The organism is Streptomyces sp. M2CJ-2 (assembly GCF_016757295.1).
Classification (GTDB): Bacteria; Actinomycetota; Actinomycetes; order Streptomycetales; family Streptomycetaceae; genus Streptomyces.
Genome location: NZ_JAESIF010000001.1, coordinates 1 through 25,023 on the forward strand (window position 1 = coordinate 1; position 25,023 = coordinate 25,023).

The following is a 25,023-nucleotide window of genomic DNA, read 5'->3' on the forward strand; positions in this document are numbered from 1 at the left end:
TGGGGACGCCCCGCACCACCGACCCGCACACTACGCCGCCGTTTTATTTACTTCCTTTGAGGAACGCAGCACTAGGGTGCCCGGCGGCCCGGTGCCCCGTCGGTCGTAGGCGGTGTCGACGAGCAGGTCAACGCCCGTATGCCTGCTCGCAGATGGCCGACTGCGGGCTGTCCGCCTGCCAGCGGCCGTACTTCCTGCCCAGCGCGCAGACATCCGCCTGCTCCCGTACTTCGCGGCGCACCGCCTCCGAGGCTTCGGAGGCATCCGGGGCGGGCCTTCTGGGGGGTGCGGTCCTCCCGGCGGCCGGGAGGGCGGGGACGGTCCGCCGGTCGCGGACGTCGGACGGCGCGGTCCGCTCCGGTGCGGGCGAGGGTGCGGCGGGGGTGGTGCGGTGCGAGGGAGACGGGGGCGGCTCCGTCGGCCGGGACGGAGCGATCATCTCCAGGGCCTCGCGGGCCGGCGCCTGGACGACCTGTGGCCGTGCCCTGCCGTCCGGGTGTGGCGCCGCCGGGTGGGACACGCCTGCCGGCGGGCCGGCCACAGGGGGACGCTGGACCGTCACACAGCCCGCGAGAGCCGTGACCGCCACGGTCACCAGAAGCGTTGCAGTGGTCGTCTTTCGATGCACTCACGTCACTCTGCTGGCTTTGACCGTCCGGGGGACGGTGGACTGGCGGAGGATCCCCCGCACGGGTGATCTCCGCCCCCTTTCGGGGGGTCGCGGGCGTGCCGGGGGTGACGTCAGTCGCCGGTGGCGCCGTCGAGACGCTCGCGGATCAGATCGGCGTGGCCGTTGTGACGGGCGTACTCCTCGATCATGTGGATGTGGATCCAGCGGAGGTTGAACTGCTTGCCGCTGCGGTGCCTGCCCTTGGCCAGGTCGTCCAGTGAGACGTCGGCCGCGTTGCGCCGGGCGATGCCGATCTCGGTCTGCCAGGTGGCGTAAGCCTCCTGCCAGGTGTCCGCCTCGGTGGGGTGGAAATCGCCGTCCGGGTCGGCCTCGCTGTAGTAGATCGGGCCGGGGTCGTCCGCCGCGAGCACCTTGCGGTACCAGTGGCGCTCCACCTCCGCCATGTGCCGTACCAGCCCCATCAGGGACAGGTCGGACGGCGGCACCGAGGCGGTGCGCAACTGCTCGTCGGTCAGACCCTCGCACTTGTGGGCGAGGGTCTGGCGGTGGTACTCGAGCCAGTCCTCCAGCATGGTGCGTTCGTCGGCGGTGGTGGCGGGTTCACGGCGCTCGGTTGTCATGGGCGCATCCTTTCCGGCGGGCGACGCCCCACGCCACACGTTTTTCAGACGGAGAGCATCCCGTGCAGCAGTTCCCGCAGGTCCGCCCGTACCTCCTCCAGGGCCGGCACGCGCGTGCTGAAGGACCCGGCCACGCAGGAGAACATCAGCCCGTCGGCCCAGGCGATCAGCGACAGCGCGTGCCGGTCCGGGGAGGTGGAGCCGAGCCCGACGACCAGGCCGGTGAGCTGGTCGCGGAACCGGGCGCCGGCCGCGTCGAAGTGGGCGCGTAGCTCGGGGCGGCGGGTCGCTTCCAGGGCCAGTTCGTAGCGGGCGAGGGTCAGTTCGCGATGGCGCGTCAGGGCGCGGTGGGTGGCCAGCGCCATCGCGTCCAGCAACGCGTCGGTCCCGGCCCGCGGGTCCGGCATCTCGTGCAGTGCGAGGACGCGGGCCTCCCGCTCGGCGAGCCGTCGTACCGCCAGCTCCAGCAGCGCCTGCCGGGTGCGCGCCACGTTCGAGGTGGAGCCCTGGGGGAGTCCGGCCGCCCGGTCGACCGCACGGTGGGTGAGGCCGCGCATCCCGCGCTCGGCGAGCAGGGCGAGAGCGGCGTCGGCGACGAGGTCGGCGCGGGAGGCGCCTGCGGTGCGTACGGACATGAGGGCCAAACTACCCGCAGCACTACAGCCGTAGTACAGTCGGCCCGTGGGGTGACTACAGCTGTAGTCACCGGGGTCTTGGAGCCGACAGGCCGACAGGCCGAGGAACAGCGGAACCGAGGAGGAGCCGTGGCACAGGCGATGGGGAAAGCCGTAGTGATCGGCGGTGGGATCGGCGGCCTGACCGCGGCGGCCGCCCTGCACCGGCGCGGGGTGAGGGTGACGGTGCTGGAGCGGGCCGGCTCACTCGAGCCGGCCGGCGCGGCCATCTCCCTCGCCCCCAACGCGCTGCGCGGGCTGGACGTCATCGGACTCGGCGACGGCGTCCGGGCGCTGTCCGCCTGGCAGGGCGACGGGGGACTGCGCGCACCCGGCGGGCGCTGGCTCTCCCGGTCCAGTGCGGCGGCCGCCACCGAGCGCTTCGGCGGCCCCCTCGTCCTGCTCCACCGCGCCACTCTCATCGACCGGCTGGCCGGGCTGCTCCCACCGGACACCGTCCGCACGGCCACCGCCGCGCACCTCGTCGATCCGGGCGACCCCGGCGACCCCGCCCGGCCCGCCCGGGTGAACACTCCCGACGGCGAACTGGAGGCCGACCTGGTGGTGGCCGCCGACGGCGTCCACTCCGCCGTACGCCACCTGCTCTTCCCGGACCATCCCGGGGCCGTGTACGCCGGCTTCACCACCTGGCGGACGGTGATCCCGCTGCCCGGCGGGCGGTTCGCCTCCCACGAGACCTGGGGTCGGGGCCGCCTGTGGGGCACCCATCCACTCAAGGACGGCCGCGTCTACGCGTACGCCGCGGCCCTGGCCCCCGCCGGTCGGCGCGCCCCCGACGACGAGCGTGCCGAACTGCTGCGCCGCTACGGCGACTGGCACGATCCGATCCCCGCCGTACTGGCCGCCGTCCGCCCCGAGGACGTGCTGCGGCACGACGTCCACCACATCACCGAGCCGCTGCCCGCCTACCACCACGGCCGGGTCGCCCTGGTCGGCGACGCCGCGCACGCCATGCCCCCCACCCTCGGCCAGGGCGGCAACCAGGCCGTCGAGGACGCGGTCACCCTCGCCCACTACTGCGGTGACCTGCCCGCCTACACCGCCGCCCGGCTGCCCCGTACCACCGCCATCGCCCGCCGGGCGGTGCGGGCGGCCCGCCTGAGCATGATGACCAACCGCGCCGGGACCGCCGTACGCGACACCGCGATCGCCGCGCTGTCGAAGGCCGGACCGGCGCTGCTCCTGCGGAGCTTCGACGACATCGCCGCCTGGCGGCCCCCGGCGGGGGAGGCCGTATCCTTTCCGGCGTCCTCGGCGTCCCCTCCGGTGGACGAGGACAGAGCCCGCGCCGCGGACGACAACCGAGACCGGACCGCGGACCGGACCCGCGACGGACGACCGCTGGAGGAGAACACCCCGTGAAGGTCGGCTGCATCGGACTCGGCGACATCGCACAGAAGGCGTACCTCCCGGTGCTCGCCACCCGGCCCGGGGTGGAGCTGCACCTGCAGACCCGCACACCCGCGACACTCCCCCGGGTCGCCGACGGCCTCCACCTGCCGCGCGGACGGCGGCACGCCGACCTCGACGCCCTGCTCGCCCAGGATCTCGACGCCGCCTTCGTACACGCCCCGACCCAGGCCCATCCGGAGATCGTGACCCGGCTGCTCGAGGCGGGCGTACCGACCTACGTCGACAAGCCACTCGCCTACGAACTCGCCGACTCCGCGCGGCTGGTGTCCCTCGCCGAGGAGCGGAACACCAGCCTCGCCGTCGGCTTCAACCGGCGCTTCGCCCCGGGCTACGCGCAGTGTGCCGACCATCCGCGTGAGCTGATCCTGCTGCAGAAGAACCGGATCGGGTTGCCGGAGGAGCCGCGCACGATGATCCTCGACGACTTCATCCACGTCGTCGACACCCTGCGCTTCCTTGTTCCCGGGCCGATCGACGACGTGACCGTGCGGGCCCGCACGGAGGACGGACTGCTGCACCACGTGGTGCTCCAGCTCGCCGGGGACGGATTCACCGCGCTCGGCGTGATGAACCGGCTCAGCGGCTCGGCCGAGGAGATCCTCGAGGTCTCCGGCCAGGACCGCAAGCGGCAGGTGGTCAACCTCGCCGAGGTGATCGACCACAAGGGCCGGCCCACCGTCCGGCGGCGCGGGGACTGGGTGCCGGTGGCCCGGCAGCGCGGCATCGAACAGGTGGTGCTCGCCTTCCTCGACGCGGTGGGCGAGGGCAGGACGCTCAGTGCCCGGGACGCGCTGGCGACCCATGAGCTGTGCGAGCGTGTGGTGCGTGCGGTGCGGGAGCGGGCCGCCGCCTGAGCCGCAGGGTCCGTACGCCCTCGGCCGCCCCCCAGACGGCCAGCACCAGCAGCGACGCCTTCGGCAGCCAGTCGCCGAAGCGGACGTAGGGCGTGGTGCCGTGGGCGAGCGGGACGTCGTACACCTGCGCCGCGCTCGCGTCCGTGCCGAGCAACGGGCCCACGCGCTCGCCGTCCGGGCCGTGGACGGCGGACACACCGGTCAGCGTCGCGTGCACCATCGAACGGCCGGTCTCGGCGGAGCGCAGCGCGGCGAGCGAGGCGTGCTGCTCGGGTGCCCAGCTCTGCTGGAAGGTCGACGTCGACGACTGGGCGAGCAGCACGTCGGCGCCGTCCCCGGCCAGATGCCGGCTCATGTCCGGGAACGCGGACTCGAAGCAGACCATGGGGCCGATCCGCAGCCCGCTCCCCGTGTCCATCAGCACCTGCTTCGAACCGCGCCTGCGGTCCTCGCCCGCCGCCTTGCCGACGGAGGTGGCCCAGCCCAGCAGGGAACGGGCCGGGATGTACTCCCCGAACGGAACCAACCGCATCTTGTCGTACCGGTCACCGGTGAGTCCGTCCGGGCCGACCAGCACCGAACTCTTGTATATGCCGGGCTGGTCGGAGCGCCGCGCATCCACGTTGACCAGGAGCTCGGCGCCCGTCGCGCGCGACAGCGCGGCAAGACGCCGCGCCAGGTCGGGCCGGGCACCGAGGTCGAAACCGACGCTGCTCTCACCCCAGACGATCAGGTCGACGTCCCGGCCGGCGAGCTCCCGGGTGAGCCGCTCCTCGAGGTCGAAGCGCCGGTCCGCACTGTCCGGCCCGGAGACGACCCCCGGCTGGACGACCGCGATCCTGGCCCGGCCGTCGGTGTCCGGGAGGGGCATCCCCACCCACACGGCGGAAGCGACCACGCCCACGGCGACCAGACCGGCCACGGCCGGCACCCGGGCCTGCCGCACCACGAGGAGCACGGCCACGGCCACGTTCAGCACCACCAGCAGAAAACTGAGCAGCCAGGTCCCGCCGACCGACGCCAGCCGCAGCGCCGCACCCACCTGCCACTGACTCGCACCGAGCACGCCCCAGGGGCCGCCCAGCGCCTGCCAGGAACGCACCAGTTCGACGGCCAGCCAGCCCGAGGGCAGCACGACCAGCGCGGCCCCGACCCTTCCCCGAGAGGGCGCCCCGCCCAGCAGCCGTCGTACCAGCCACCCCCAGGGCGCCCACAGCGCGCCCAGCAGGGCCGCGAGGACGAACGTGAACACGTGCAGGTTCGGCAACAGCCAGTGGTGCATCGCGAACATGAAACCGAATCCGCCCCACCAGCCGTCGTACGCGGCGCGGCGGCCCGTGGGCGCGGAACGCGCCAGCAGAATCCAGGGCACCAGCGCGACGTAGGCGAACCACCACAGGGACGGGGCGGGGAAGGCGAGGACGGGCAGGGCCCCCGCGCCCGTGGCGAGGGCCGAGCGCCGCCACGGGGAGACGAGCCAGTGGCCGGTCGACTTCAACGGCGCCTCCCTGTCCCGCGTGTGCCTCCAGTGTGCGCCCCGGGAAAGATCAGGGACAGGGCGCGTCGGGCTCAGTGGACCACAGGCGCCGTCGGCCGGCCGGGCGGGCGCCGCCGTTTCTCCCGCACGACCACCTCGTGCGACCGCCGGCCGTCGTCCGTGCGCAGCATCGCGAACGCGTATCGCCCCCCCCGCACACGAAGTCCGGTGCGGCCGGTCCGCCGCCGGGCCCACCGGGTTGACGTGGTCGGTCTGCACCCGAGCCGTGTCGCCGGTGTCCCGCTCCCAGGCCCCCGGACCCCGAAGCGCACCCGTCGGTTCACGATCAGGTGCTGCCGCACCGGAAACCCCCGCAGGCTCTCCGTGAGCCACGCCGCCACCGCGTACTCGGTGACCACCCCGCCGATGGCCAGTCGGCCAGTCGGTCCCTCACGGTCGCAAGGCCCGTACGCTGCGTCACCGGCCACGTCTCGGCCGATACCCGCCCTGAACCAAGGGGCGTGCGCGGATATCCGCATCCCCGCGAGGAGGTTCCCGCGGGGTCTGGCAACCTGGGGATCTTCGGTTCGGGCTCCAGGCCAGGAGGGCTTCATGAAACGTCTCGTCACCGTGGTCACCGGTGGTAGCCGGGGGATCGGGGCCGCGACCTGTCTGCGGCTCGCGGGGGAGGGGCACGACGTGGTGGTGGGGTACGTGCGGGACGCCTCGGCCGCACAGAGCGTGGCCGACGGGGTGCGGGCGGCCGGCGCACGGGCCGTCACCGTGCGGGGGGACACCGCCGACGAGGGGGACGTCGACCGCCTCTTCGACGTGGCGGAGCGGGAACTGGGGCCGGTCACGGGGCTGGTGAACAACGCCGCGGTGACCGGGCCGCTGGGGCGGTTCACCGATGTCGACACCGCGACCATGCGCCGGGTCGTCGACGTCAACCTCATGGGGACGCTGCTGTGTTCGCGCCGCGCCGCACAGCTGATGACACCCCGGGGCGAGGGGACGATCGTGAACATCTCGTCGGGGGCCGCCACCCTCGGCAGCCCCGGCGAGTACGTCCACTACGCGGCGACCAAGGCCGCCGTCGACGCCCTCACGGTCGGACTGGCGAAGGAACTCGGTCCGGTGGGCATCCGCGTCAACGCGGTCGCTCCGGGTGCGATCGACACGGACATGCACGCCGCCATGGGTGCCCCGGACCGGGCGTGGGAGGTGGCCGCCACGGTCCCGCTGCGCCGCCCGGGGCGGGCCGAGGAGATCGCCGCGGCGGTCGCCTGGCTGATGTCGCCGGACGCCTCGTACACGACGGGGGCGGTGCTGCGGGTGGCGGGCGGGCGCTGAGGCGCTCGTTCCGGGGCGTGGACGGGGGCGTCGGTACGAGAGCCGGTGGCGCGGGGGCTCAGGCCGCCTTGACGACCTCGCCTCGGATCGCCGCCGCCCACTCGACCACCAGCAGCTCGTACTCCGCGCGCTCATGCGCCGACAGGGATCCGCCCGCGCGCAGCCACAGTGCTCGGATGCGCTCGTTGACCTCAGCGGCGGACCGCACGGAACCAGGGGTCATGGAATCGGGGGACATGCCGACCAGCCTAGGGCCACGCACTGACAGCGCGCTACCGGACGGCTACCCGTCCGGTATGGGTTCGGTCACGTCCCCCGTGAGGACCCTCAGCCCGACGACTCCGCCGCGTGCGGGCTCAGCACACCCATGCTGACCAGGACGATGATGACGATGCCGAGCGCGATGCGGTACCAGACGAACGGCATGAAGCTCTTGGTGGAGATGAACTTCATGAACCAGTGCATGAACCGGCACCCTCAGCCGCTGTGACCTGCCGCTTCCACCACTCGGCCAGACCATCTGGGAGACAACTGGGAGAACTGATCGCCGTCTCCCACACCGTCTCCCGCACGAAGCACTCGAAGCGCTCCTGCAACGCATCCATCATCCGCCGCTCCATCGCCGTTGTCACGTTCGCGTACAGACCCTCGACGCCCGCGACCTCGTGGCCCATCCGCGTCTCGACCGCGATCCTCGAGTGCACCCCGCCCGCCTCGTCGATCCACTCCTTGTGGCCATGCCGCAGCAGGTACAGCCGCTTGCCCGCGTAGGCCGTCGCCGGGATCGCGGGAACCGGACGCCGCGACGTGACCGTCTGCCGCTGCCCGAGCCGCACCCGCTCGAACTCCTCCGACGCGGGCCGGCCGTCGGCGATCGGCCGCCAGTAGTGGTAGGTGAAGTTCGCGTTCGCCAGCAGCCCACCCGAGATCGACCGGAACACGAACTCGCCGTCGTGGCTGTCGAGGAGCAGCTCCAGCAGCTCCGCCAGGAAGGGCGGCAGGACGAGGGACCGCCGTGACTCGTACTTCGGCGGGAACAGCTTCAGCACGCCGTTCTCCCGCTGATGCTGCCACTGCACCCGGACCGCGGGCATCAGATCGGGACCGTACCGCTCGAGATCCTCGGCGTGCCGCTCCTCCCGGTCCTCCTCGGTCGGGTCGTCCAGCGGATCGGAGGCCGGCCAGGTCGGATGGGAGTACACGCGGCGCAGGGCGTACAGCTCGGCGGGCCGCATGCCGGTGCAGGCCATCGTCCACACGAACACGAACCCGTCCAGGCCCCAGAAGGCGAGCGCGTTGCAGGCCAGCTGGTGGACGTCCTCGATGCGCATCTCACGCTTCCGCTCGCGCGGCTTCTTCTTGTACCGGCCGCGACGCTGCTTCTTCCCCTTGGGGACGGGGGAGGTCTTGCGGAGTTCGTCGTCGACGGCGTCGTCCATCAGCATGGAGAAGACGGTGAGGATCTCCTCCCCGTACTTCTCGCCCACGTTGGGGAGGGCTTTGAGCTGCTTCTTCCATGCCCGGTAGGTGGTGGGCTGGACATCGGCGACCGCGGTCTCTCCCCAGCGCGGCTCGATGTACAGCCGCAGCATGGACCGGATCGCCTTGTCCCGCAGATGCCCGACGTCGAGCGTCTCCACCCACGTCTTGGCGTACTCGCCGATGGTGACGGCTCCGTCGCGGCGGGAGATGTAGGCGTCGTTACGGATCTCGGCCTCGCGGTCGAGGCCGTAGTTCTTCGCCTCGACCTCGTCGGTGAACCCGCCCTTCTGGTCATAGATCCACCGGCCGCGCTCGTCCTTCTTGCGCGTGTTCCACACGACGCGGCAGGTGTTCCCGCGCCACTCGGTGTAGGCCATGTGCTGCCCCTTGGGTGCCTGGTGCGGGGTGACCGGCTGGCACCCCTGCCGCCGGCCCCCTCCGCCTCGACTGCGCTATGTGTGCCGGCCGATGATGCATGACCGGCAGGCGGCGCAGTCGCCTCCTTGACGCTGTATGAGGTCTCGCACGATGCGTCGTGCCTCTGCGTCGTGCTCGACCCGTGGCGTCGCAACACACACGATTCTCCCAGTGACCTTGCCGCGGAACCCGTAGAAGTCCGGGCCCAGGTCGGCCGTGAGCAGTTCGTGCATGGGCTCCCCCTTTCGGGTGAGAGGGAACCTCCCAAGTACTACTAGATGCTGCCACGTTGACGCGCTGCTGTGATCAGGTTTCCCACAAGTCACACAAACAAGATGGGTAACGAAACGACGCACGAGGGCGGTTATGCGGCGAGACCGGTCAACCGCGGTCGGCGCCGCGCTGCCCCCACCGCTCCAGCAGCTCATCAACGACCCGACGCTTCAACTCACGGATCTCCGCGGCCGTCATGCTGTCACTGACGGCCACCGCGGCATCCTGCACGGCGTTGCCCACATCCGACGCCAGATCCTCGGCGCGGATCGGCGAGATCACTGCAGGCCCTGAGGTGCCCTCCGTGAGCGTGGCGTCCGTGGCGCCGGACAGGATGTCGAGGCAGCTGCCGCCCGCCCACCCGAGGATCGGCTCGATCTTCGTGTAGGTCGTGGACCGGACCGGCTTACCCTCTTCGACCTTGCTGTACGTGTTGACCTCTATGCCTGCGGCGCGCGCCACGTCCACCTTGTGCAACTTGAGGGTAGAGCGACGCCTGATAACCAGGTTTGCGAGCCTCTGAAGTGCAGCGTTGTCGTGTCGGGCAGCCATGGCTCACATCATCGCAGGATCACGCAGGAACAGCTAGGAACACTCACCCATCTGGCTGGAACCGAGACTTCTACGTGATCATGCCCGTCAATCATCTACGAGTATCTACGCGATCCCGCATGTTACTGCGTGGTACAGCTAGCCAAAGCTCGTAGAAACACGTAGATTCTCTGCATGGAAAGACCCCCAGCCACCTTCCAGGTGCACGGGCCGTCCCTGCGTAAGCACCGCATGAGTCAAGGCCTCACCGTCCAGGAAGCCGCCGACAAGGCCGGCATATCCCGCAGCTACCTCCAGCGGCTGGAAACAGGCATCCGGGAGCGGATGGGACCCAAGCGCTACACGCGGCTCCGCACCGCACTCCAAGCAACAGACGACCAGATCTCACCCCCACCAGAGATACCCACCGAAGAGAGGTGACCATGTCCACCCCCGAAACCCCCACGCTCGACACCGAGACGATGATGCGCCGCGACGGCTACCTGCCGCCGGACGAGGCCGCACGAGACCTCGGCTGCGGCAAGCGCTGGCTCCTCGACGGACTCAACCGGCACGGCTTCCCCCACACCCGCATGGGCAGGGCGAAGTGGCTCAGCCCGGAAGACCGCGAAGAGATCCGCAAGCTCTGCCGCATCCCCGCCGAGCCCGCCAAGATCTCCCGCCTGCGCCGCTCCATGTCCAAGGCGAAGACGCCGGCCCGCGCCGCCGCCTGAGCCGGCCCGCGCCTCCATCGCCGCCTGACGGCAAACAAAGAGGCCGCCCCAACGGCCAAGTCCGGGCGACCTCGACGCGAACAACCTCCCACCTGAGTGAAAGGAGGGAGCCACGTGGCTCCCAGTATCTCATCCGACACCGACCCCTTCTGGGTCGAGAACCGTGCCAAGTTCCTCGCCGAGAAGAGCACTAGCGCCGACCCGTCCGCGTGCGGCACCTGCCGCGGCAACACCGAGGCCGGCGAGCCGGTGGAGCACGACGAGTGCGCACAGCGCGCCACTCTCCTGCACGCCCCCGACCACCCGGACTACGAGATCCTCGCGGGCTTCTCCCTGGAGGAGAACGCGAAGCTCCCGGCCCGCTTCCACGTCCCCGTCTTCGACGACTGCGGCAAGCCGAACTCGTGGCTGTGCGCGGTCTGTCAGGAGGAGGGCGTCGTCACGGGGTGGCCGTGCGCGACCGCCACCAAGTACGGCACGCAGGTGTTCTCCCCGCAGCACCAGGCGGAGACGGTGCAGAAGAAGCAGGCCGCCCGTATCGCCGAGCTGGAGAACGCCCTGGCGGCCACCGGTCGATCGCTGTCGTCGTTCATCTTCGACTCGGACGACCCCGGCGCGGACGCGCTCGGTGCCCAGTGGCTCTACCACCAGGCGATGCCGCATGTGGACGACCCGTTCACCCAGCCGCGCGCCTTCCGTTCCAGCGTCTTCTCCGAGGCATCGAAGGCCGTCGAGGGCATGGACGGTCGCCCGTCGGACGGCGAGTACTCCCGGGAGTACCTCAACGGCTACTCGCACGCCTTGAAGGACGCGGCCGAACACCTGGAGAAGCTCGCCGACCAGGCAGCCGAGGGAACCGAGGTGTCGTCGTGAACGCCTATCCCGAGGTCACCGCGTGGCTGGTGAAGAAGGCTCGCGAGTTCCGCGCCGACGGCTCCCGCGAGGGGCGAGTGCAGGCCGACACGGCTGCGGTCCTCGCCTCGAAGATCTCTCGCGGTGCAGTTCGCCCGAACAATCTGCTGATGCTGCCCGACCCCGGGTTTTTCGAGGCTGGCCGCACCTATCAGAGCAGCCGGCACGCCAACCTCCGCTTCGAGTGCCTTGCGATCAGCGTCGACCCGGCGACCCGGGAAACGCTGGCCGTCGGCTGGCGGTTCGGCCCGCCCGAAGACCAAGGCGCCCGCAGCCACGAGATCGCCGCGCTGGACGCCGCCGACTGGGCCTGCTGCGGCTGGACCGACCACTACGACAAGGTGCCGGACCCGGCGGACGGATGCCACTGGTGCGCGTGCGGAAACCGCTGGCCGTGCAAGCAGGCGGAGGTGGCGTCGTGACTAGCGGAATGGAGTGGATCCGCCGCACCTACGACGTGCCCGCCCGGCACGGGATGCGCATCGAGTACGACGGCAAGCCCGCCACGATCGTCGGGTCCCGCGGCCCATATCTCGCCTTCCGTGTCGACGGCGAGAAGCGCATCACCGCCGACCACCCGACCTACCGGATCGTCTACCCGGCCGTCCCCGAGCCGGCCCGCCCCCGCGGCTGGTGCAAGCACTGCATGCAGGACCGGGCCATGACCGCAGACGGAGTGATGGGCCGCCACCACTGGAGTGGCCGCGACTACCTGGGGTCCCGCACCTTCCGCTGGTCCAAGCCCTGCCCTGGGGCCGGCAAGCCGCCGTGGAAGCCCGTCCGCAACCTGACCCACCCCGGCGAGCAGCGGACGGAGGCGGTCCGGTGACTCGCCCGATCTCCGACTTGGACGTGCCGCTGCCGGTGCTGCGCCAGCAGATAGCCGATCTCGTCGCCCGGCAGCGCGAGCAGCGCGCGGAACAGTCCGCCGAACGACTGCGGAACCTGCTCGCCCCCACCACCAACCCGACCGCCGAGGAGGCGTCCCGATGAAGCACTCCCTCTGTAAGCACAGCTTCCCGTGCCAGCCGCCGCACGGTTCGATCTTCCGGCCCGGCCCGTGCGACTGCGGCCTGACCTACGCCCAGCACGAGGCCGAACTCCTCCGCCAGGAAGAGGCCCTCATCGTCGGCACGGCGCACGACGGCCAGTGCCCCGACTGCGGCCACACCCGCCGCCTCTTCCGCTTCCAGCCGCCCGGCCAGCCCTGGCACGAGCCCGACTACGAGCCGCCCGTCAGCTTCCTGTGCACCGACTGCTACAACACCGCCGTCGACGCCCACAACGCGCTGGTCAACAACCTCTTCGAGGAGGCGGCCCGATGAGCGCTGACATCTACGGCGGGATAACCGTCGACCTGAACGACGCCCCGATCCGCACCGAGTACGACCGGAGTTACGACGGCAAGCCGCTCGCCCGGCTCGTCATCGGCGAGGACAACGCGTCGATCGCCATCACCGTCTCCAACTCCAGCCCGGAGACCGTCGCCCAGCTCGCCGAAGCCGCCGCACAGCTCGCCGCCTGGACCCAGCGGCAGACCCTGCGGAAGGTGGCCTGACATGGCGACCGCGGTACAGCCCGCCGACCTGATCGAGGACGCATTAGTCCACGTGTGGACCGACGCCCACCGCGAGTTCGGCCCCGACGAAGCCGCGTGGACGCCCGGCCAGGTACGCGAGTACCTGCTCCGCCTCGACGCCGCCCGCATCGACCCCGGATCGGTGATCACGATATGAGCACCTACCTTCACGACGGCACCGTCTTCGACCTCGGCATCGCCTACGCCGACGTGACCGGCATCGAATGGCAGTGGACCGGCCAGCACAACCAGGCCGGCGAGCCGCTCATGGGGTCCGTACCCCGCGGCTGCTCGATGCCGGAAGGCCCGCTCGTGTCGCTGCCCGACCTGTACGCGTGGCACGGCCCGCTCATCCCCACCCCCCGCAAGGCCACCGCAGCCATGTACCGGCAAGCCCTGGAGGCAGCGTGACCGCCCCCGTCCCGGCCGACGTCGCGCCGGTCACCGAGCCCGGCCTCGGCATCACCCGCCGGCCCGTACCGCGCTGGGTCACCGACCCGGACACCCGCGAATCCATCGCACTCGGGTTCATCGACATCGACGACGACTTCATGGGGGAGCCCGCATGACCACCGCCACCGTCTGCGCCGACTGCCGCGAGATGGCAGAGAACCGGGCCTGGGTCCTGCCTGCCCTCGGTCACAAGGACTGCATCGCGGCGATCCGAGCTGAGTGGCTCGCCGCCCGCAAGTTCTGGATCCGCATCAACCCGCAGGGCTGCGTCGAGGGCTCCGTGTACGCCTCCTACCTCGACGAGGACAGCACCCAGGGCGCACACGCCGAGTTCGTCCCGGACCGGCCGACCCGCCTGTACGAGGCCGCGCACGGCTGGCGTCACGAGCGCGTCGACCGGGCCGAGTGGAAGCGCCGCGCCGAGCCCTGCTTGGTCGGCGACTGCCAGCACCACCGGGCCGCGTCGTGATCGTCCTGGCGGCGTTCATTCTCGTCGCCCCCCTCTTCCTCCTCCTCTTCGGCGAACTCATCTCCGCCCGCATCCGAGCCCGCAAGGAGCAGCCGTGAGCATCACCGAGAGCCTCAGCGACCTGATACCCGCCCTGAAGGGCACCGGCCGGCGCCGCGCCATCGACAAGGTGGAGGAACTGCGGGACGAGAACCGGCGCCTCCTCGCCAAGCTCGTGGGCGTCGACGACGCGTTCGCCCTCCTCCACCAGGAACTCGCCGAAGCCCGCAGGGAGAAGACGGAGACGGAGGAGATCATCGTCGCGCAGTTGGCCAACCTCGACCGCCTCACCGTTCACCGCGACGAACTCCTCGCCCAAGTCACCGCCCTCACGGAGCGCTTCGGCCCCGAGCTCGCTGCGGAGGCCAATGCGAACCGCGTCGACGTCCCGCCGATGATGCCCATCGGCGCCGACCAGGACACCGCCCCGATCGACGTCCGCCCCCTCTGGGACGCCGCCGACGCCGGACTCCTCGGACCCGTCACCGACCCCGGGCACGTCCCCGACCTCGGCGTCGAAGACACCCAGCCGATACCGGCCGCCTGACCAACACCCCCATATCGGCCGCGTAGAGCCGCCCCCTGGGCTCCGCGGCATCCAGGGCCAGCGCCCCAGGCCCCCCGTCGGGGCGCTGGCCCGCCCACCAACACACCCATTTGGAGATCACATGAGCATCGAAAGCACCACAAAACCCGCGCCGCCACTCGCATTCGTCGACACGGAGACCACCGGCCTGGACCCGTTCCAGCACGACGCGTGGGAGATCGCCGTCATCCTCCGCCGCGACGGCAACGACACCGAGCACGTCTTCCACATCGAGCCCGACCTGACCAACGCCGAGCCCAAGGCGCTGGAGATCAACCGGTACTTCGAGCGGACCAGCAACCCCGACTGGACGTGGGGCGACCGCCAGACCGTCGCCAACCAGCTGTACGCCCTCCTCAACGGCGCCGTCATGGTCGGCTCCAACCCGGCCTTCGACGCCGAGATGATCGCCCACCTCTTCGGCCGCTACTACGACCAGCCCAAGCCCTGGCACTACCGCACCATCGACACCACCACCCTCGCCGTCGGCGCCCTGTACGGGAAGGCCAGCGAATGGACCCGCAAGGACTGCGACGCCGCCTGGTACCGGAAGGTCGCGAAGGCCGTCGGCTGGCCGTGGAAGTCCTACGACGTCTCCCGCCACGTCGAGGTCGAGCCGCCGGCCAAGGCCGTCGCGCACACCGCGCTCGGCGACGCCCGATGGGCCCGCGACGTGTGGGACGCCGTCACCATCCCCGACGCCTTCTTCGCCGCCTCCGACGAGCAGCTCGCCGCCATGGCGGGCGACGCCCTGTCGCGCATGCACGGAGACCAGCAGTGACCGCCGCCGTCGAGGTCGAGGCGCCGGCCATTGAGGCGCCCGCACTGGGCCTGCACACGGACCTCTCCAACGAGGACTACCACGCCGACAAGACGTCCCTCTCCTCCTCCGGCGCCCGCAAGCTCCTGCCCCCGTCCTGCCCCGCCAAGTTCCGCTACGAGCAGGACAACCCGCAGCCGCCGACCAAGACGTTCGACTACGGCAACGCCGCCCACAAACTCGTCCTCGGCAACGGGCCGAAGCTCATCGTCATCGACCACGACACGTGGAACACGAAGGAAGCCAAGGCTGCAGTCGCGGACGCCCGAGCCGAGGGCGGCATACCCCTCAAGCAGCACGAGATGCAGATGGTCAAGGACATGGCCGCCGCCATCCGCCGCCACCCCCTCGCCTCCGCACTCCTCGAACCCGCCTACGGAGCCCCCGAACAGTCCGGGTTCTGGATCGACGAAGCCAGCGGAATCCGCTGCCGCGTCCGCTTCGACTGGCTGCCCTCCCACCAGGAAGGCCGCCTGATCATCCCCGACTACAAGACCACCGCTGACGCCAGCAACGAGGCGATGCAGAAGGACATCGACAAGTACGGCTACAACTGCCAGGCCGACTGGTACGAGACCGGCGCCCGAGCCCTCGGACTCGGCGACCACACCGCCGAACTCCTCCTGATCGCACAGGAGAAGAAGCCCCCGTACCTGGTCAACGTCATCGGCATCACCCTCGGCTCCCGCGTCATAGCCGGCGCCAAGAACCGGCACGCCATCGAGACCTTCGCCCAGTGCGAGAGCACCGGCTACTGGCCCGGCTACGCCGACCACGAACCCAACTACCTCGAACTCCCCGGCTACGCCGAGAACCGCGACAAGGAGATCTACCTGTGAGCTTCCCCGCCCAGACCCCCGCCGCTGCCGGCCCGGACCGCGTCGGCCAGTCCACCGCCGTCGAGCAGTCCCGCGCCGTCGCCGAAGTCCAGGCAGCCATCTACGTAGCCCGCCAGTTCCCCCGCGACGTCGGCCGATCCCGCGCCGCCATGCAGGCCGCCTGCGGCTCCATGGCCCTCGCCGAGAAGGCGTTCTACAAGTTCCCGCGGGCCGGCGGCGCCGTCGAGGGCTCCACCATCCACCTCGCCAAGACCCTCGCCCAGGCCTGGGGAAATATTCAGTACGGCGTCTCCGAGATGCGCCGCGACGACAGCTACCGCCAGTCCGAGATGCAGGCATGGGCGTGGGACGTCGAAGCGAACACCCGGCACGTCCTCACCTTCGTCGTCCCTCACGCCAAGTTCGCCAAGGGCAAGGTCGAAGCCCTCATCGACCTGCGCGACATCTACGAGAACAACGCCAACAACGGCGCCCGCCGACTCCGTGAAGCGATCTTCGCGGTGATCCCAGACTTCTTCATCAGCGAGGCCGAAGAGCTCTGCCGGGAAACCCTCCACAAGGGCGACGGCAAGCCCCTCCCGGAGCGCATCGACGGCGCCGTCAAGGTGTTCCAGCAGCTCGGCGTCAACGCCGACCGCCTCGAGCAGAAGCTCGGCCGGACCCGCGACCAGTGGAACGGCGCCGACATCGCCCAGCTCCTCATCACGCACAAGTCGATCCAGCGCCGCGAGATCGCCGTCGACGAAGCGTTCCCGCAGGCCCGCATCACCGGAGCCGAGATCACCAGCAAGAGCGGCGGCGGACGCAAGCAGGGCCCGCCGGACGACGACCCGTGGGCCGGACAGCCCACCAAGTAGCCCACCCATCGACCGGGCTCCCGCCCGCCCAAATCAGGCGGGAGCCCGGCCCACCCAAGGAGATCACGAACCATGACCACTGACCACCGCGCCGAAGCCGAGAGGCTCCTCGCCTCCGCCGACACCGCCATCGCCGCAGCACTGGAGAAGACCCTGCCGCTCGGCGACCAGCAGCACGCAGCCATCCTCACCGGAGTCCTCACCAACCGCGCCCTCGGCCACGCGCTCATCGCCCAAGGCCAGACCGCGTCGGCTGACGTGAGCGCCATGCGCGCCGCCCTCATCGCCTGGCGGAACATCGTCTCCCACGCCGTCGCCTGGAACCTGTCCTTCTCCGAGACCGACGAGCAGCACGAGCCGTGGGCCGAACTCGCCCACCAGCTCAAGCAGGCCGGCCTCGACATCACCGCCGACGTCGACGCCATCACCCCGCAGTTCGGCAAGGACCCGCGCGCCGTGTGGAAGCCGCCCACCGTCCAGCGCGAAGACCACGCGCGGTGGTGCGCCGAGATGCCGACCCCGTGGTCCGACCAGATCGCCACCCAGGACACCACCGAGCAGTAGCCCGCACACGCCAAGGGCCGCCCGCGGGCAATGCGGGCGGCCCCTCACCCCAAGGGAATCACACATGACCGACCAGCCGTACACCGACGACGACGCTCGCGCCGAGGCCGCCACCCAGCTCCGCGCCGCACGGGACCCGGAAAACTTCGAGGTCACCATCGAAGGCCACAAGATCCCCAGCCGGGACGACTTCCAGTGGGACCAGCTCAACGGCGACGACTTCCACGACGCTGACCGCGAGATCTCCGAACACGTCGAGTACGCCGTCGACCTCGCCCGCTGGTCCGTAGATCTCGGCGCCAACGGCCTCCACTACACCAGCGAACTCGCCTGGGGGCGTGGCGGCGACGCCTGGGACCTCGCCATCCAGATCGCCCACCGGCCCGGCCTGAAGGACGACCTGCACGAGGCGCTCACCGACGCGGTCCGAGACGCCGTGAACCTCGTCCTCGACAACCACGGCATCGGCGACACCCGCCTCCTGCACCACCACGAGCCCCCGCTCAGCCGGGACCTCCCCTTCTGACCCGACCCGATCGGGGGCTGCCGCGGCCCGAACCTGCGGCAGCCCCCGGGACCAGGAGAACACGATGTCTCACATTCAGCCCGCCTTCGACGGCATGCACCTCGATGCCCCCGCCCCGGCGGTCTCCCGCCGAATAGTCGACGACTACGAGGCGTGGGTCGACGAGGTCACCCCGTATTACGTGGCCGCCGCCGACACCGGCATCCCGTTCACCGTCGACGCCGTCGCCCGCGCCCACCAGCTGCCGGATCCGCCCCTGCCGAAGACGCAGTGGGGCAGCCTGCCGGGCCGTCTCCTCAACGACGGGATCATCCGCCACCACGGTTACGGCGGCTCCGCACGCGCCAAGCAGTCCCTCGTCCACGTCTGGATCGGCGTGCCCGCCGCACACCGTGAGGCCGTCGCACGCAGGCGCCGCGAAGAACGCGCCGCCAAGGCCGCCGCCCGCGCAGCCGAAAGGCGGGCCGCATGAACCACCTCGCCGCCGCCCTGTTTCTCGCCGCCTTCGGCTTCACCGTCGGTCTGGCCGCAGTCGCCTTCGCCCTCATCGCCCGCCCGGCACGCACCAGCGGGAGGCGGACGTGATTCACGAAGCCATCGAGACCGTCGAGGCCGTCATCTGGGGCGCCGTCATCAGCTTCGGCGTCATCGCCGCCATGGCCGCCTTCATCATCATCGCCCTCGGCTACTGGGCTGGCGTGTTCGCCGCCTGGGCGTGGCGCTGCATCGCCAGCCGCATTTACCCCACCACCCAGCCCGAGGCGACCGAGTCCGAGGCCGCAATCGAGCCCGACGACGAGTTCTACGCCCACTGGGGCGCCTGGACCGCCGACACCCGCAAGGAGGACCAGCCGTGACCACCACCGTCCACACCCCGTCCCGAGCCTGCTACCAGCGCGGCTGCCGCCACCCCGAGTGCTGCCACGCCAACTACCGGTACGGCAAACAGCTGGCCACCGAACACGTCCGCGGCAAGCACCGGCTGCACCCCGCCGACGAAGTCCGCGCCCACATCGACCGACTCTTCAACAACGGCTGGTGGCAAGCCGAGATCGCCCGAGCCGCCGGCGTGTCCCGCTCCACGGTCGGCGTCATCGTCGGCGGACAGCAGACCACGAACAAGCGCATCGCACTGGCCATCCTGTCCGTGCCAGTCACACCGATGCTGCGCACCGACCGCGGCGAACGCGTCGACGCCAACGGCAGCATCCGCCGCCTGCGCGCCCTCGCCATCCTCGGACACCCCTTCCTCGATGTCGGCGAGACCACCGGCATGACCGACGACCGGCTCAGCTTCATCGCCCGCGGCAAGACCGAGACCGTCTTCCCCCACGAGGCGCAGCGCATCGCCGCCGCCTACCGGACCCTGTCGACCACCCCGGGCCGCATGAAGCAGATCGCCACCGCAGCCCGAAACAAAGGCTGGCACGGGCCGCTCGACTGGGACGACATCGACGACCCCGCCTGCCAGCCGGAGACGGCCGCGCCGTACAAGCCGGCCGACAAGTACAAGCGCGACAACGACCGTACCCACGAGATCGAGCACCTGTACCTCCTCGGCGAGTCCGTGCCGTCCATCGCCAAGCAGTTGGGCGGCAGCGAGAAGTACATCGGCGACCAGCTCACCGAGATCCTCCGCAAACGCGAGGAGCGAGCCGAACGCGAACGGGCCACCAAAGCCGGACTCGAGGCCGCCGCATGAGCGCCGGCCGCTACGCGTGGATGTCGTCCGCGCTCTGCGCCCAGGTCGACCCCGACGAGTGGACCGACAACCTCGCCGGAGGCGGCGCACTCGCCGCCAAACGCATCTGCGGACGCTGCCCCGTGAAGCCCGCCTGCACCGCGCACGCCGCCGCGCTCGAGCAGCACGACGGCACCACAGTCCGCGGCATCTGGGGCGGACTCAGCCAGAACCAGCGACGCCGGCAGCAAGCCGCCGCCTAACCCGCACGACAAAGGGCCCCGCAACCGCGGGGCCCCGGAGGAAGGAGAGGAGCGCGCAGCTGTGCTGAACAACCAGATCATCATCACGGACGACGGTCTAGACGCCTGCGCCCACAGGAAAGACCACGGCGTCGTCGATGCTGCGCTCCTCCCCGAGCGCGAGTGGAGGCAGCTGCGCTCTCGGAACGCGAAGTTGGGTGGAGCGACCAAAGCCAAGCTGATCAAGTGCGCCAAGTGCTGGCTTGAGTACGGATCCGAGCAGTGGCTGAGCCCCAAAGTGAACCACCTCGGCACTCGCGTCCTCGCCCACCAGCGAGGTGAGGGCCGGCCGGACCACGCTTACGAAGCCGTAGAGGGACCCGAACACCGCGCCTGGAAGGCCCACTACGTCAAGGTCGGCGAAGACGCGGGCCTCATCTACGAAGTGGAGTCCCGAGCGCTCGACGGACGCACCGTCTCTGACGTCGCCCTCACCGGCACCCGCACCATCGACATGCAGCACCAGCACTCCCTGTTCAGCACGAGCCACCGCTTCAGTGCACCCGAGCGCACACGTCTCGCCGCCGCAGTCGGCCGCACGAGCATGTGGCACACCACCAATCGGCAGGTCCGAGGCCAGGTGCCGATCCTGCGCACCAAGAACCCGCCTCTCGAGGTGATCGAGAACCTGAACTACCGGCACGAGTTCGAGGGCGGCATCTACCGCATCGAGATCTACAGGTGCGATGTGCGCTGGGGCCACGAGTGCCCGGACCGAAAGTTCAGCGGCTGCGGCAAACCCCACGCCCGCGGACAGCTCACCACAGCCCACCTGGACGACGTCATACGTGGCGCGCCCATCGGCAAGTTCATGCCCATGTACGACGTCCAGGTTATCCGCGCACCCCGATTCTTCTGGACCGACGCCGAGTCCTACGTCCAGTACCTCGCCTACATAGGCGCCCTCGACCCGATGCCCATCCTCAACGGCACGCCAGCGGAGAAGCCGAAGAGTCGAAGCGGGCCACGCAAGGGGCACTCCCGCGCCAAGGAGCAGGAACTCGAGGCGATGCGCCCACGGCCCGTCGTCCTCTCGCCGCCGCCCCCAGGCCTGCCCGCTGCCGAGAAGCCGAGTCGACCTGTGGCGCCCGCGACCCCGCATCCGACCCCCGGCATCTGCGACACCGGCCGACCCCTGTGCGGTCAGCCTGCGCGCTTCTACGCCGCGGGATGGCGCTGCGAAGGCCACCGCCCCCGCAGCCACTGGTTCGCCCAGTAGCAGGACACGACAAAGGCCCCGCCGAAGCGGGGCCCAGAAGGAGAGGAGGGGACGGATGTCAGTCGGAGTCGGCCGGCTTACTGCGCTTGATGCGAACGACGCGTTTCTTGGGAGCGTTCGGGTCCGGGGCGATCTTCGCGACCCATTCGCGGGTCATGCCGGACCAGCGGGCCATGTCAGAGGGGCCGTAGCCGTCGGCACGCCACTTCACGAACAGCTCACGCAGGGCTGCGTCGTCGCGCTCGAAGGCCGCTTTCGACCTATCGCGCTTACGGGCGGCGGCCCTGATCTCCTCCTCGGCTGTCGTCATGAGGCACATAGTGCCATGCGCGAACACCATTCCGCCACCTATGCGCGAAGGGGACTCGCGCACAGCGTATGCGAACGGTATTCTCGTACCCGTGCAGTTGGCCACCGCGCCACATTGCCCCCATGAGGGCTGTCCCAACGCAGTTGCAACACCCAGAGACACCCCTCTCGAGAGAAGGCATCAAGTGAGGATCCGGCACACCAGGCTGACAAGGGACTTCCTGCAAGTCCCCAACGCCACCGTGCGAGACAACCGCCTCAGCTACATGGCCCGCGGCATCCTCGTCGACCTCCTCAGCCGCCCCGACGGCTGGGAGGCGACCGCCGACGACATGTGGCGCGCGTCGGTCGCCAAGCACGGCAAGAACAGCCCCGGCCGGCGAGCCTTCCGGGCCGCCTTCGCCGAACTCAAGGAGTACGGCTACCTCACTGCGAGCCGAGAGCTCCTTGAGGGCGGCAAGTACGGCACCGTCCTCACCCTCACGAACGTTTCCGCAGTTCAGACCGACGTACCACACGGTGGTACGTCGGCGCGACCTGGGACAACGGGCATTCCCGCAGGTGGGACCGACGTACCACACGGTGGTACGTCGGAGGACATCACCGACGTACCAGCAGGTGGCACGTCGGCGCGACCTGCGGAAACAGGCGAAAGCGCAGGCGGCACCGACGTACCGCATGGCGGCACCCCGGCCTCACCTGCGGAAACGGGCATCCGCCCAGCTCACTCCGACGTGCCACACGGTGGTACGTCTCTTAAAGAACACGGTGAGAACACTGGGAAGAACACTTCCTCTACCGGTGCTGCCTCCATCCGCGAGGTCAGCGACGAGAAGACGGACCACCACCTCACGGCCTTCGGTGCCTTCTGGAGCAACTACCCGAAGAAGCGCGACCTTGAGGAAGCCAAGAAGGCGTGGATCGCCGCCATCGAGCGCGGCGTAGAGCCGAAGCACATGGTCGACGCCGCCCAGACCTATGCCCGCGAGCGCGCTGGCAAGGACCCCCAGTACACGAAGTTCCCGGCCAACTGGCTGAACAAGGGCTGCTACGACGACGAGCCCGACCGGCCGCCGCTCCGCGCCGTTTCCGGCGGCTGGACCGCCCCGAACCGCCCTCACCCGGCTACCGGCGCTGCTGCGCCGGTGCCCACCGCAGAGGACTACAAGAACGCGAGGCCCTTCTGATGACGACCCCTGAACAGCGGCGAGCCCGCCACGACGCCGAACAGGCCGCAGCCCGCGCCGAGATCCGCTCCCAGACCCTCGACCGCTACCTCGCCCGCCGGCCCAAGGCGTTCGCCAGTGACGGCATCGTCCGTACCGAGGTCCGCGAGTGGATAGACGGCTACCTCGCCGGCTCCCACGCCTCGCTGCTGCTCCTCGGCGAGCCCGGCACCGGCAAGACCTGGCACCTGTGGAAGGTCGGCGAGCTGCTGATCCGCCGCGGCTGGTTCGGCCGCTACTACCTCGTGAGCGACTTCGAGTTCAAGGCCGTCGCGGACCGGCCCGTCGACCGGGAGAAGCTCCGCATCTGGTCCGAGGCGCCGCTGCTGGCCCTCGACGACCTGGGCGCGACGCAGCTGTACCCGTGGACAGTCGACGCGATCGCCCAGCTGATCGACGCCCGCTGGCAGAACCAGCTGCCCACCTTGATCTCCACCAACCTGCCCACCCTCGAGCCGCTCGGCCCGCGGACCATGTCCCGCTTCGCCGACGGCGGCTCCACCTTCGCCAAGTTCACCGGCACCGACCACAGGAAGGCCCACGCGTGACCCACGACTACGACGCCCCGCCCGCCGACGACGGCTTCGACCAGATGGCCGCCCGCCAGCAGCCGCCGTTCGACGAGGCCGCAGAAATGGCCGTCCTCGGCTCCATGATCCTCTCCGGGCGGGCGACCGAAGACGTCGTCGAAATCGTCCAGCCCGAGGACTTCTACCGGCCCGCCAACGAGACGATCTACCGTGCCCTCGTCGACCTGCACAACGCGGGCGAGGCGCACGACCCGATCGCCCTCGGCAACCGGCTCGAAAGGGACGGTGACCTCACCCGCTGCGGTGACCGGCCCTACGTGTTCGCCCTCGTCAACGCCGTCCACACCGTGGCGAACGCAGGCCGGCACGCCGAGATCGTCCGTGAGAAGGCCATCCTGCGGAAGGTTCTCGACGCCGCGAACGGCATGACGCACAACGTCCACGGCCGCGAGCACTCGCCCGACGAGATCATTCAGGGCGCCTTCGACACCCTCGAGGGCCTGGCCGGCCTCACCGACGTCGGTGCCGACGACCTGTCGATCGGCGTCGACATCATGGACACCGTTGCCGAAGTCGTCGACATCCGCGAGAACGGGCCCAAGGAAGGCCTCCTCACCGGGTTCACCGACTTCGACTCCCTCACCGGCGGCCTGCAGCCCGGCCAGTTCGTCCTCGTTGCCGCCCGGCCCGCCATGGGCAAGAGCGTCCTCGCGGGGGACTTCGCCCGGCACACCGCGATCCGCAACGACATCCCGACGGTGTTCTTCTCCCTGGAGATGGGCCGCAAGGAACTTGAGAAGCGGTTCCTGTCGGCGCACGCCCGCTACCCGCTGCACTGGATGAAGTCCAAGGGCCCCGTGGACGACGCCGCGGTCATGAAGCTGATCGAGGCCGGCAAGGACATGCAGGCGTCCCCGCTGCACATCGTCGCGGACACCGGCATCACCCTCGCCAAGATCCGTTCGCACTGCCGTCGCGTGCAGCGCCGGAGCGGTCTCGGGCTCGTGGTCATCGACTACCTGCAGCTGATGGGCGGCGAGTCCACCGGCCGAGGCGACAACCGGCAGCAGGAAGTGTCCCGGATCAGCCGCGGCCTCAAGACGCTCGCGATGGACCTCGAGGTGCCGATCGTCGCCCTGTCGCAGCTGAACCGCGGGCCGGAGCAGCGGCAGGAGAAGAAGCCGATGGTGTCCGACCTCCGCGAGTCGGGATCGCTCGAGCAGGACGCGGACATCGTGATCCTGCTCCACCGCGAGGACGCCTACGACAAGGAAACCCCGCGCGCCGGTGAGGCCGACCTGATCGTCGCCAAGCACCGCAACGGGCCCACCGCCACGATCACCGTCGCCTTCCAGGGGCACTACGCCCGATTCGTCGACATGGCGCAGACCTGACCCGAGAGGAGAACTCCCGTGCCCTACCTCGACACGTGCGACCGCTGCCTCACCGAAGACAGCCCCGCGGTAACCCCCATCGACATATCCCCGAACGGGCCCGGCTCCGTCCTCGCCACCTACCGCTGCCCCACCTGCGGCACCAGATGGACCTGCGGATGGAGCGCCCAGGAAGACGAGGCCGCCGCATGACCGCCTCCACCTCGCCCCCGCCGCCGGACGTGTGCACCTGCGCCAA

General features: G+C 70.2%; 38 protein-coding genes and 2 pseudogenes. 30 read left to right on the forward strand and 10 right to left on the reverse strand.

Features of this window, described 5'->3' with window-relative positions; genetic code table 11:
- Window positions 1-127: 127 nt before the first annotated feature.
- The 3 genes from JL475_RS00005 to JL475_RS00015 form a co-directional block, all read right to left on the reverse strand.
- Complete coding sequence (locus tag JL475_RS00005; RefSeq protein ID WP_307824897.1) at window positions 128-541, reverse strand: hypothetical protein; 414 nt, start codon at window positions 539-541, stop codon at window positions 128-130.
- Between the two features lie 200 nt (window positions 542-741).
- A complete protein-coding gene (locus JL475_RS00010; protein WP_202273722.1) occupies window positions 742-1,251 on the reverse strand; it encodes a DinB family protein in 510 nt (169 codons plus the stop codon).
- Between the two features lie 44 nt (window positions 1,252-1,295).
- On the reverse strand, window positions 1,296-1,886 hold the full coding sequence (locus tag JL475_RS00015) for a TetR/AcrR family transcriptional regulator (protein WP_202273724.1): 591 nt from the start codon (window positions 1,884-1,886) through the stop codon (window positions 1,296-1,298).
- Window positions 1,887-2,027: 141 nt separating this feature from the next.
- Between JL475_RS00015 and JL475_RS00020 the strand changes: the two genes are divergently transcribed.
- Together JL475_RS00020 and JL475_RS00025 are read left to right on the forward strand one after the other, a co-directional pair.
- Window positions 2,028-3,308 carry an FAD-dependent monooxygenase gene (locus JL475_RS00020; protein ID WP_202274569.1) on the forward strand — a complete coding sequence of 427 codons (1,281 nt, stop codon included), beginning with the start codon at window positions 2,028-2,030 and terminating at the stop codon, window positions 3,306-3,308.
- Window positions 3,305-4,213 carry a Gfo/Idh/MocA family protein gene (locus JL475_RS00025; RefSeq protein WP_202273725.1) on the forward strand — a complete coding sequence of 303 codons (909 nt, stop codon included), beginning with the start codon at window positions 3,305-3,307 and terminating at the stop codon, window positions 4,211-4,213. Before JL475_RS00020 ends, JL475_RS00025 begins: the two co-directional genes overlap by 4 nt.
- Here the strand turns inward: JL475_RS00025 and lnt are convergent.
- The gene (gene lnt, locus JL475_RS00030; protein ID WP_202273726.1) at window positions 4,134-5,711 is read right to left on the reverse strand and encodes an apolipoprotein N-acyltransferase; all 1,578 of its coding nucleotides are present in this window, start codon (window positions 5,709-5,711) and stop codon (window positions 4,134-4,136) included. The genes JL475_RS00025 and lnt overlap by 80 nt on opposite strands.
- Window positions 5,712-5,782: 71 nt before the next feature.
- A pseudogene (locus JL475_RS39650) lies at window positions 5,783-6,171 on the reverse strand (nuclear transport factor 2 family protein).
- A gap of 131 nt (window positions 6,172-6,302) precedes the next feature.
- Here JL475_RS39650 and JL475_RS00035 point away from each other — a divergent pair.
- Window positions 6,303-7,043, forward strand: a complete 741-nt coding sequence (locus JL475_RS00035; protein WP_202273727.1) for an SDR family NAD(P)-dependent oxidoreductase — start codon at window positions 6,303-6,305, stop codon at window positions 7,041-7,043.
- A gap of 58 nt (window positions 7,044-7,101) precedes the next feature.
- Here JL475_RS00035 and JL475_RS00040 read toward each other — a convergent pair whose 3' ends face one another.
- From JL475_RS00040 to JL475_RS00055, 4 genes and pseudogenes are all read right to left on the reverse strand, one after another.
- Window positions 7,102-7,281, reverse strand: a complete 180-nt coding sequence (locus JL475_RS00040) for a hypothetical protein (protein ID WP_202273728.1) — start codon at window positions 7,279-7,281, stop codon at window positions 7,102-7,104.
- 89 nt (window positions 7,282-7,370) lie between these two features.
- A pseudogene (locus JL475_RS00045) lies at window positions 7,371-7,508 on the reverse strand (undecaprenyl-diphosphatase); the annotation flags it as partial.
- Window positions 7,493-8,902: an integrase gene (locus tag JL475_RS00050; RefSeq protein WP_202273729.1), complete on the reverse strand. Its 1,410-nt coding sequence runs from the start codon at window positions 8,900-8,902 to the stop codon at window positions 7,493-7,495. The pseudogene JL475_RS00045 and the gene JL475_RS00050, both read right to left, overlap by 16 nt.
- A 421-nt stretch (window positions 8,903-9,323) precedes the next feature.
- Window positions 9,324-9,767 carry a hypothetical protein gene (locus JL475_RS00055; protein WP_202273730.1) on the reverse strand — a complete coding sequence of 148 codons (444 nt, stop codon included), beginning with the start codon at window positions 9,765-9,767 and terminating at the stop codon, window positions 9,324-9,326.
- Between the two features lie 174 nt (window positions 9,768-9,941).
- Here JL475_RS00055 and JL475_RS00060 point away from each other — a divergent pair, with 174 nt between their 5' ends.
- The 23 genes from JL475_RS00060 to JL475_RS00165 all read left to right on the forward strand — a co-directional run bounded on the left by JL475_RS00060 (window position 9,942) and on the right by JL475_RS00165 (window position 21,326).
- On the forward strand, window positions 9,942-10,187 hold the full coding sequence (locus JL475_RS00060) for a RodZ family helix-turn-helix domain-containing protein (protein ID WP_202273732.1): 246 nt from the start codon (window positions 9,942-9,944) through the stop codon (window positions 10,185-10,187).
- A 2-nt stretch (window positions 10,188-10,189) separates the two neighbouring features.
- Window positions 10,190-10,480 (forward strand): hypothetical protein, encoded by a 291-nt coding sequence (locus JL475_RS00065; protein ID WP_202273734.1) that lies wholly within the window; start codon window positions 10,190-10,192, stop codon window positions 10,478-10,480.
- Between the two features lie 114 nt (window positions 10,481-10,594).
- A complete protein-coding gene (locus JL475_RS00070; RefSeq protein ID WP_202273736.1) occupies window positions 10,595-11,353 on the forward strand; it encodes a hypothetical protein in 759 nt (252 codons plus the stop codon).
- Window positions 11,350-11,814: a hypothetical protein gene (locus JL475_RS00075; RefSeq protein ID WP_202273739.1), complete on the forward strand. Its 465-nt coding sequence runs from the start codon at window positions 11,350-11,352 to the stop codon at window positions 11,812-11,814. Before JL475_RS00070 ends, JL475_RS00075 begins: the two co-directional genes overlap by 4 nt.
- A complete protein-coding gene (locus tag JL475_RS00080) occupies window positions 11,811-12,221 on the forward strand; it encodes a hypothetical protein (protein ID WP_202273742.1) in 411 nt (136 codons plus the stop codon). The genes JL475_RS00075 and JL475_RS00080 overlap by 4 nt, the downstream gene beginning before the upstream one ends.
- The gene (locus JL475_RS00085) at window positions 12,218-12,385 is read left to right on the forward strand and encodes a hypothetical protein (protein WP_202273745.1); all 168 of its coding nucleotides are present in this window, start codon (window positions 12,218-12,220) and stop codon (window positions 12,383-12,385) included. The genes JL475_RS00080 and JL475_RS00085 overlap by 4 nt, the downstream gene beginning before the upstream one ends.
- Window positions 12,382-12,717: a hypothetical protein gene (locus JL475_RS00090; RefSeq protein ID WP_202273748.1), complete on the forward strand. Its 336-nt coding sequence runs from the start codon at window positions 12,382-12,384 to the stop codon at window positions 12,715-12,717. Before JL475_RS00085 ends, JL475_RS00090 begins: the two co-directional genes overlap by 4 nt.
- Window positions 12,714-12,950, forward strand: a complete 237-nt coding sequence (locus JL475_RS00095) for a hypothetical protein (protein ID WP_202273752.1) — start codon at window positions 12,714-12,716, stop codon at window positions 12,948-12,950. The genes JL475_RS00090 and JL475_RS00095 overlap by 4 nt, the downstream gene beginning before the upstream one ends.
- 1 nt (window position 12,951) lies before the next feature.
- Complete coding sequence (locus JL475_RS00100) at window positions 12,952-13,128, forward strand: hypothetical protein (protein WP_202273755.1); 177 nt, start codon at window positions 12,952-12,954, stop codon at window positions 13,126-13,128.
- Complete coding sequence (locus tag JL475_RS00105; RefSeq protein ID WP_202273759.1) at window positions 13,125-13,382, forward strand: phiSA1p31-related protein; 258 nt, start codon at window positions 13,125-13,127, stop codon at window positions 13,380-13,382. Before JL475_RS00100 ends, JL475_RS00105 begins: the two co-directional genes overlap by 4 nt.
- Window positions 13,379-13,540, forward strand: coding sequence for a hypothetical protein (locus tag JL475_RS00110; protein ID WP_202273762.1), 162 nt, complete (start codon window positions 13,379-13,381; stop codon window positions 13,538-13,540). Before JL475_RS00105 ends, JL475_RS00110 begins: the two co-directional genes overlap by 4 nt.
- Entirely contained in the window at window positions 13,537-13,893 is a 357-nt protein-coding gene (locus JL475_RS00115) for a hypothetical protein (RefSeq protein WP_202273765.1), read from the forward strand. Before JL475_RS00110 ends, JL475_RS00115 begins: the two co-directional genes overlap by 4 nt.
- A 94-nt stretch (window positions 13,894-13,987) precedes the next feature.
- Complete coding sequence (locus JL475_RS00120; protein ID WP_202273768.1) at window positions 13,988-14,479, forward strand: hypothetical protein; 492 nt, start codon at window positions 13,988-13,990, stop codon at window positions 14,477-14,479.
- A 121-nt stretch (window positions 14,480-14,600) separates the two neighbouring features.
- Window positions 14,601-15,299 carry a 3'-5' exonuclease gene (locus JL475_RS39655; protein WP_237405833.1) on the forward strand — a complete coding sequence of 233 codons (699 nt, stop codon included), beginning with the start codon at window positions 14,601-14,603 and terminating at the stop codon, window positions 15,297-15,299.
- Window positions 15,296-16,177 (forward strand): PD-(D/E)XK nuclease-like domain-containing protein, encoded by an 882-nt coding sequence (locus JL475_RS00125; RefSeq protein ID WP_307824901.1) that lies wholly within the window; start codon window positions 15,296-15,298, stop codon window positions 16,175-16,177. Before JL475_RS39655 ends, JL475_RS00125 begins: the two co-directional genes overlap by 4 nt.
- Window positions 16,174-17,034: a hypothetical protein gene (locus JL475_RS00130; RefSeq protein ID WP_202273772.1), complete on the forward strand. Its 861-nt coding sequence runs from the start codon at window positions 16,174-16,176 to the stop codon at window positions 17,032-17,034. Before JL475_RS00125 ends, JL475_RS00130 begins: the two co-directional genes overlap by 4 nt.
- 72 nt (window positions 17,035-17,106) lie before the next feature.
- Complete coding sequence (locus JL475_RS00135; RefSeq protein WP_202273773.1) at window positions 17,107-17,598, forward strand: hypothetical protein; 492 nt, start codon at window positions 17,107-17,109, stop codon at window positions 17,596-17,598.
- Between the two features lie 64 nt (window positions 17,599-17,662).
- On the forward strand, window positions 17,663-18,124 hold the full coding sequence (locus JL475_RS00140) for a hypothetical protein (RefSeq protein WP_202273774.1): 462 nt from the start codon (window positions 17,663-17,665) through the stop codon (window positions 18,122-18,124).
- Between the two features lie 64 nt (window positions 18,125-18,188).
- A complete protein-coding gene (locus tag JL475_RS00145) occupies window positions 18,189-18,596 on the forward strand; it encodes a hypothetical protein (protein ID WP_202273775.1) in 408 nt (135 codons plus the stop codon).
- Window positions 18,597-18,705: 109 nt separating this feature from the next.
- Complete coding sequence (locus tag JL475_RS00150) at window positions 18,706-18,981, forward strand: hypothetical protein (protein WP_202273776.1); 276 nt, start codon at window positions 18,706-18,708, stop codon at window positions 18,979-18,981.
- Window positions 18,978-19,826 (forward strand): helix-turn-helix domain-containing protein, encoded by an 849-nt coding sequence (locus JL475_RS00155; RefSeq protein ID WP_202273778.1) that lies wholly within the window; start codon window positions 18,978-18,980, stop codon window positions 19,824-19,826. Before JL475_RS00150 ends, JL475_RS00155 begins: the two co-directional genes overlap by 4 nt.
- On the forward strand, window positions 19,823-20,068 hold the full coding sequence (locus JL475_RS00160) for a WhiB family transcriptional regulator (protein ID WP_202273779.1): 246 nt from the start codon (window positions 19,823-19,825) through the stop codon (window positions 20,066-20,068). Before JL475_RS00155 ends, JL475_RS00160 begins: the two co-directional genes overlap by 4 nt.
- Window positions 20,069-20,129: 61 nt before the next feature.
- Window positions 20,130-21,326 carry a hypothetical protein gene (locus JL475_RS00165; RefSeq protein WP_202273780.1) on the forward strand — a complete coding sequence of 399 codons (1,197 nt, stop codon included), beginning with the start codon at window positions 20,130-20,132 and terminating at the stop codon, window positions 21,324-21,326.
- 58 nt (window positions 21,327-21,384) lie between these two features.
- On the opposite strand, the gene JL475_RS00170 is transcribed toward JL475_RS00165, so the two are convergent.
- Window positions 21,385-21,636: a hypothetical protein gene (locus JL475_RS00170; RefSeq protein WP_202273781.1), complete on the reverse strand. Its 252-nt coding sequence runs from the start codon at window positions 21,634-21,636 to the stop codon at window positions 21,385-21,387.
- Window positions 21,637-21,820: 184 nt separating this feature from the next.
- Here JL475_RS00170 and JL475_RS00175 point away from each other — a divergent pair, with 184 nt between their 5' ends.
- The 4 genes from JL475_RS00175 to JL475_RS00185 are packed head-to-tail and all read left to right on the forward strand — an operon-like array spanning window position 21,821 to window position 24,977.
- Entirely contained in the window at window positions 21,821-22,822 is a 1,002-nt protein-coding gene (locus JL475_RS00175; RefSeq protein ID WP_202273782.1) for a hypothetical protein, read from the forward strand.
- Window positions 22,822-23,409 carry an ATP-binding protein gene (locus JL475_RS39660; protein ID WP_237405835.1) on the forward strand — a complete coding sequence of 196 codons (588 nt, stop codon included), beginning with the start codon at window positions 22,822-22,824 and terminating at the stop codon, window positions 23,407-23,409. The genes JL475_RS00175 and JL475_RS39660 overlap by 1 nt, the downstream gene beginning before the upstream one ends.
- A complete protein-coding gene (gene dnaB / locus JL475_RS00180; protein ID WP_307824904.1) occupies window positions 23,406-24,785 on the forward strand; it encodes a replicative DNA helicase in 1,380 nt (459 codons plus the stop codon). Before JL475_RS39660 ends, dnaB begins: the two co-directional genes overlap by 4 nt.
- Window positions 24,786-24,803: 18 nt before the next feature.
- Complete coding sequence (locus JL475_RS00185; protein WP_202273783.1) at window positions 24,804-24,977, forward strand: hypothetical protein; 174 nt, start codon at window positions 24,804-24,806, stop codon at window positions 24,975-24,977.
- Window positions 24,978-25,023: the final 46 nt, after the last annotated feature.

What these genes read in the sequence shown, in the direction of transcription:
- JL475_RS00095 (WP_202273752.1), top strand. Translation starts at nt 12,714, where the DNA reads ATGAGCGCTGACATCTACGGCGGGATAACCGTCGACCTGAACGACGCC.
- JL475_RS00100 (WP_202273755.1), top strand. Translation starts at nt 12,952, where the DNA reads ATGGCGACCGCGGTACAGCCCGCCGACCTGATCGAGGACGCATTAGTC.
- JL475_RS00135 (WP_202273773.1), top strand. Translation starts at nt 17,107, where the DNA reads ATGACCACTGACCACCGCGCCGAAGCCGAGAGGCTCCTCGCCTCCGCC.
- JL475_RS00160 (WP_202273779.1), top strand. Translation starts at nt 19,823, where the DNA reads ATGAGCGCCGGCCGCTACGCGTGGATGTCGTCCGCGCTCTGCGCCCAG.
- JL475_RS00060 (WP_202273732.1), top strand. Translation starts at nt 9,942, where the DNA reads ATGGAAAGACCCCCAGCCACCTTCCAGGTGCACGGGCCGTCCCTGCGT.
- JL475_RS39655 (WP_237405833.1), top strand. Translation starts at nt 14,601, where the DNA reads ATGAGCATCGAAAGCACCACAAAACCCGCGCCGCCACTCGCATTCGTC.
- JL475_RS00010 (WP_202273722.1), bottom strand. Translation starts at nt 1,251, where the DNA reads ATGACAACCGAGCGCCGTGAACCCGCCACCACCGCCGACGAACGCACC.
- JL475_RS00035 (WP_202273727.1), top strand. Translation starts at nt 6,303, where the DNA reads ATGAAACGTCTCGTCACCGTGGTCACCGGTGGTAGCCGGGGGATCGGG.
- JL475_RS00040 (WP_202273728.1), bottom strand. Translation starts at nt 7,281, where the DNA reads ATGTCCCCCGATTCCATGACCCCTGGTTCCGTGCGGTCCGCCGCTGAG.
- JL475_RS00050 (WP_202273729.1), bottom strand. Translation starts at nt 8,902, where the DNA reads ATGGCCTACACCGAGTGGCGCGGGAACACCTGCCGCGTCGTGTGGAAC.
- JL475_RS00170 (WP_202273781.1), bottom strand. Translation starts at nt 21,636, where the DNA reads ATGACGACAGCCGAGGAGGAGATCAGGGCCGCCGCCCGTAAGCGCGAT.
- JL475_RS00015 (WP_202273724.1), bottom strand. Translation starts at nt 1,886, where the DNA reads ATGTCCGTACGCACCGCAGGCGCCTCCCGCGCCGACCTCGTCGCCGAC.
- JL475_RS00090 (WP_202273748.1), top strand. Translation starts at nt 12,382, where the DNA reads ATGAAGCACTCCCTCTGTAAGCACAGCTTCCCGTGCCAGCCGCCGCAC.
- JL475_RS00115 (WP_202273765.1), top strand. Translation starts at nt 13,537, where the DNA reads ATGACCACCGCCACCGTCTGCGCCGACTGCCGCGAGATGGCAGAGAAC.
- JL475_RS00055 (WP_202273730.1), bottom strand. Translation starts at nt 9,767, where the DNA reads ATGGCTGCCCGACACGACAACGCTGCACTTCAGAGGCTCGCAAACCTG.
- JL475_RS00020 (WP_202274569.1), top strand. Translation starts at nt 2,028, where the DNA reads ATGGGGAAAGCCGTAGTGATCGGCGGTGGGATCGGCGGCCTGACCGCG.
- JL475_RS00145 (WP_202273775.1), top strand. Translation starts at nt 18,189, where the DNA reads ATGTCTCACATTCAGCCCGCCTTCGACGGCATGCACCTCGATGCCCCC.
- JL475_RS00105 (WP_202273759.1), top strand. Translation starts at nt 13,125, where the DNA reads ATGAGCACCTACCTTCACGACGGCACCGTCTTCGACCTCGGCATCGCC.
- JL475_RS39660 (WP_237405835.1), top strand. Translation starts at nt 22,822, where the DNA reads ATGACGACCCCTGAACAGCGGCGAGCCCGCCACGACGCCGAACAGGCC.
- JL475_RS00065 (WP_202273734.1), top strand. Translation starts at nt 10,190, where the DNA reads ATGTCCACCCCCGAAACCCCCACGCTCGACACCGAGACGATGATGCGC.
- JL475_RS00140 (WP_202273774.1), top strand. Translation starts at nt 17,663, where the DNA reads ATGACCGACCAGCCGTACACCGACGACGACGCTCGCGCCGAGGCCGCC.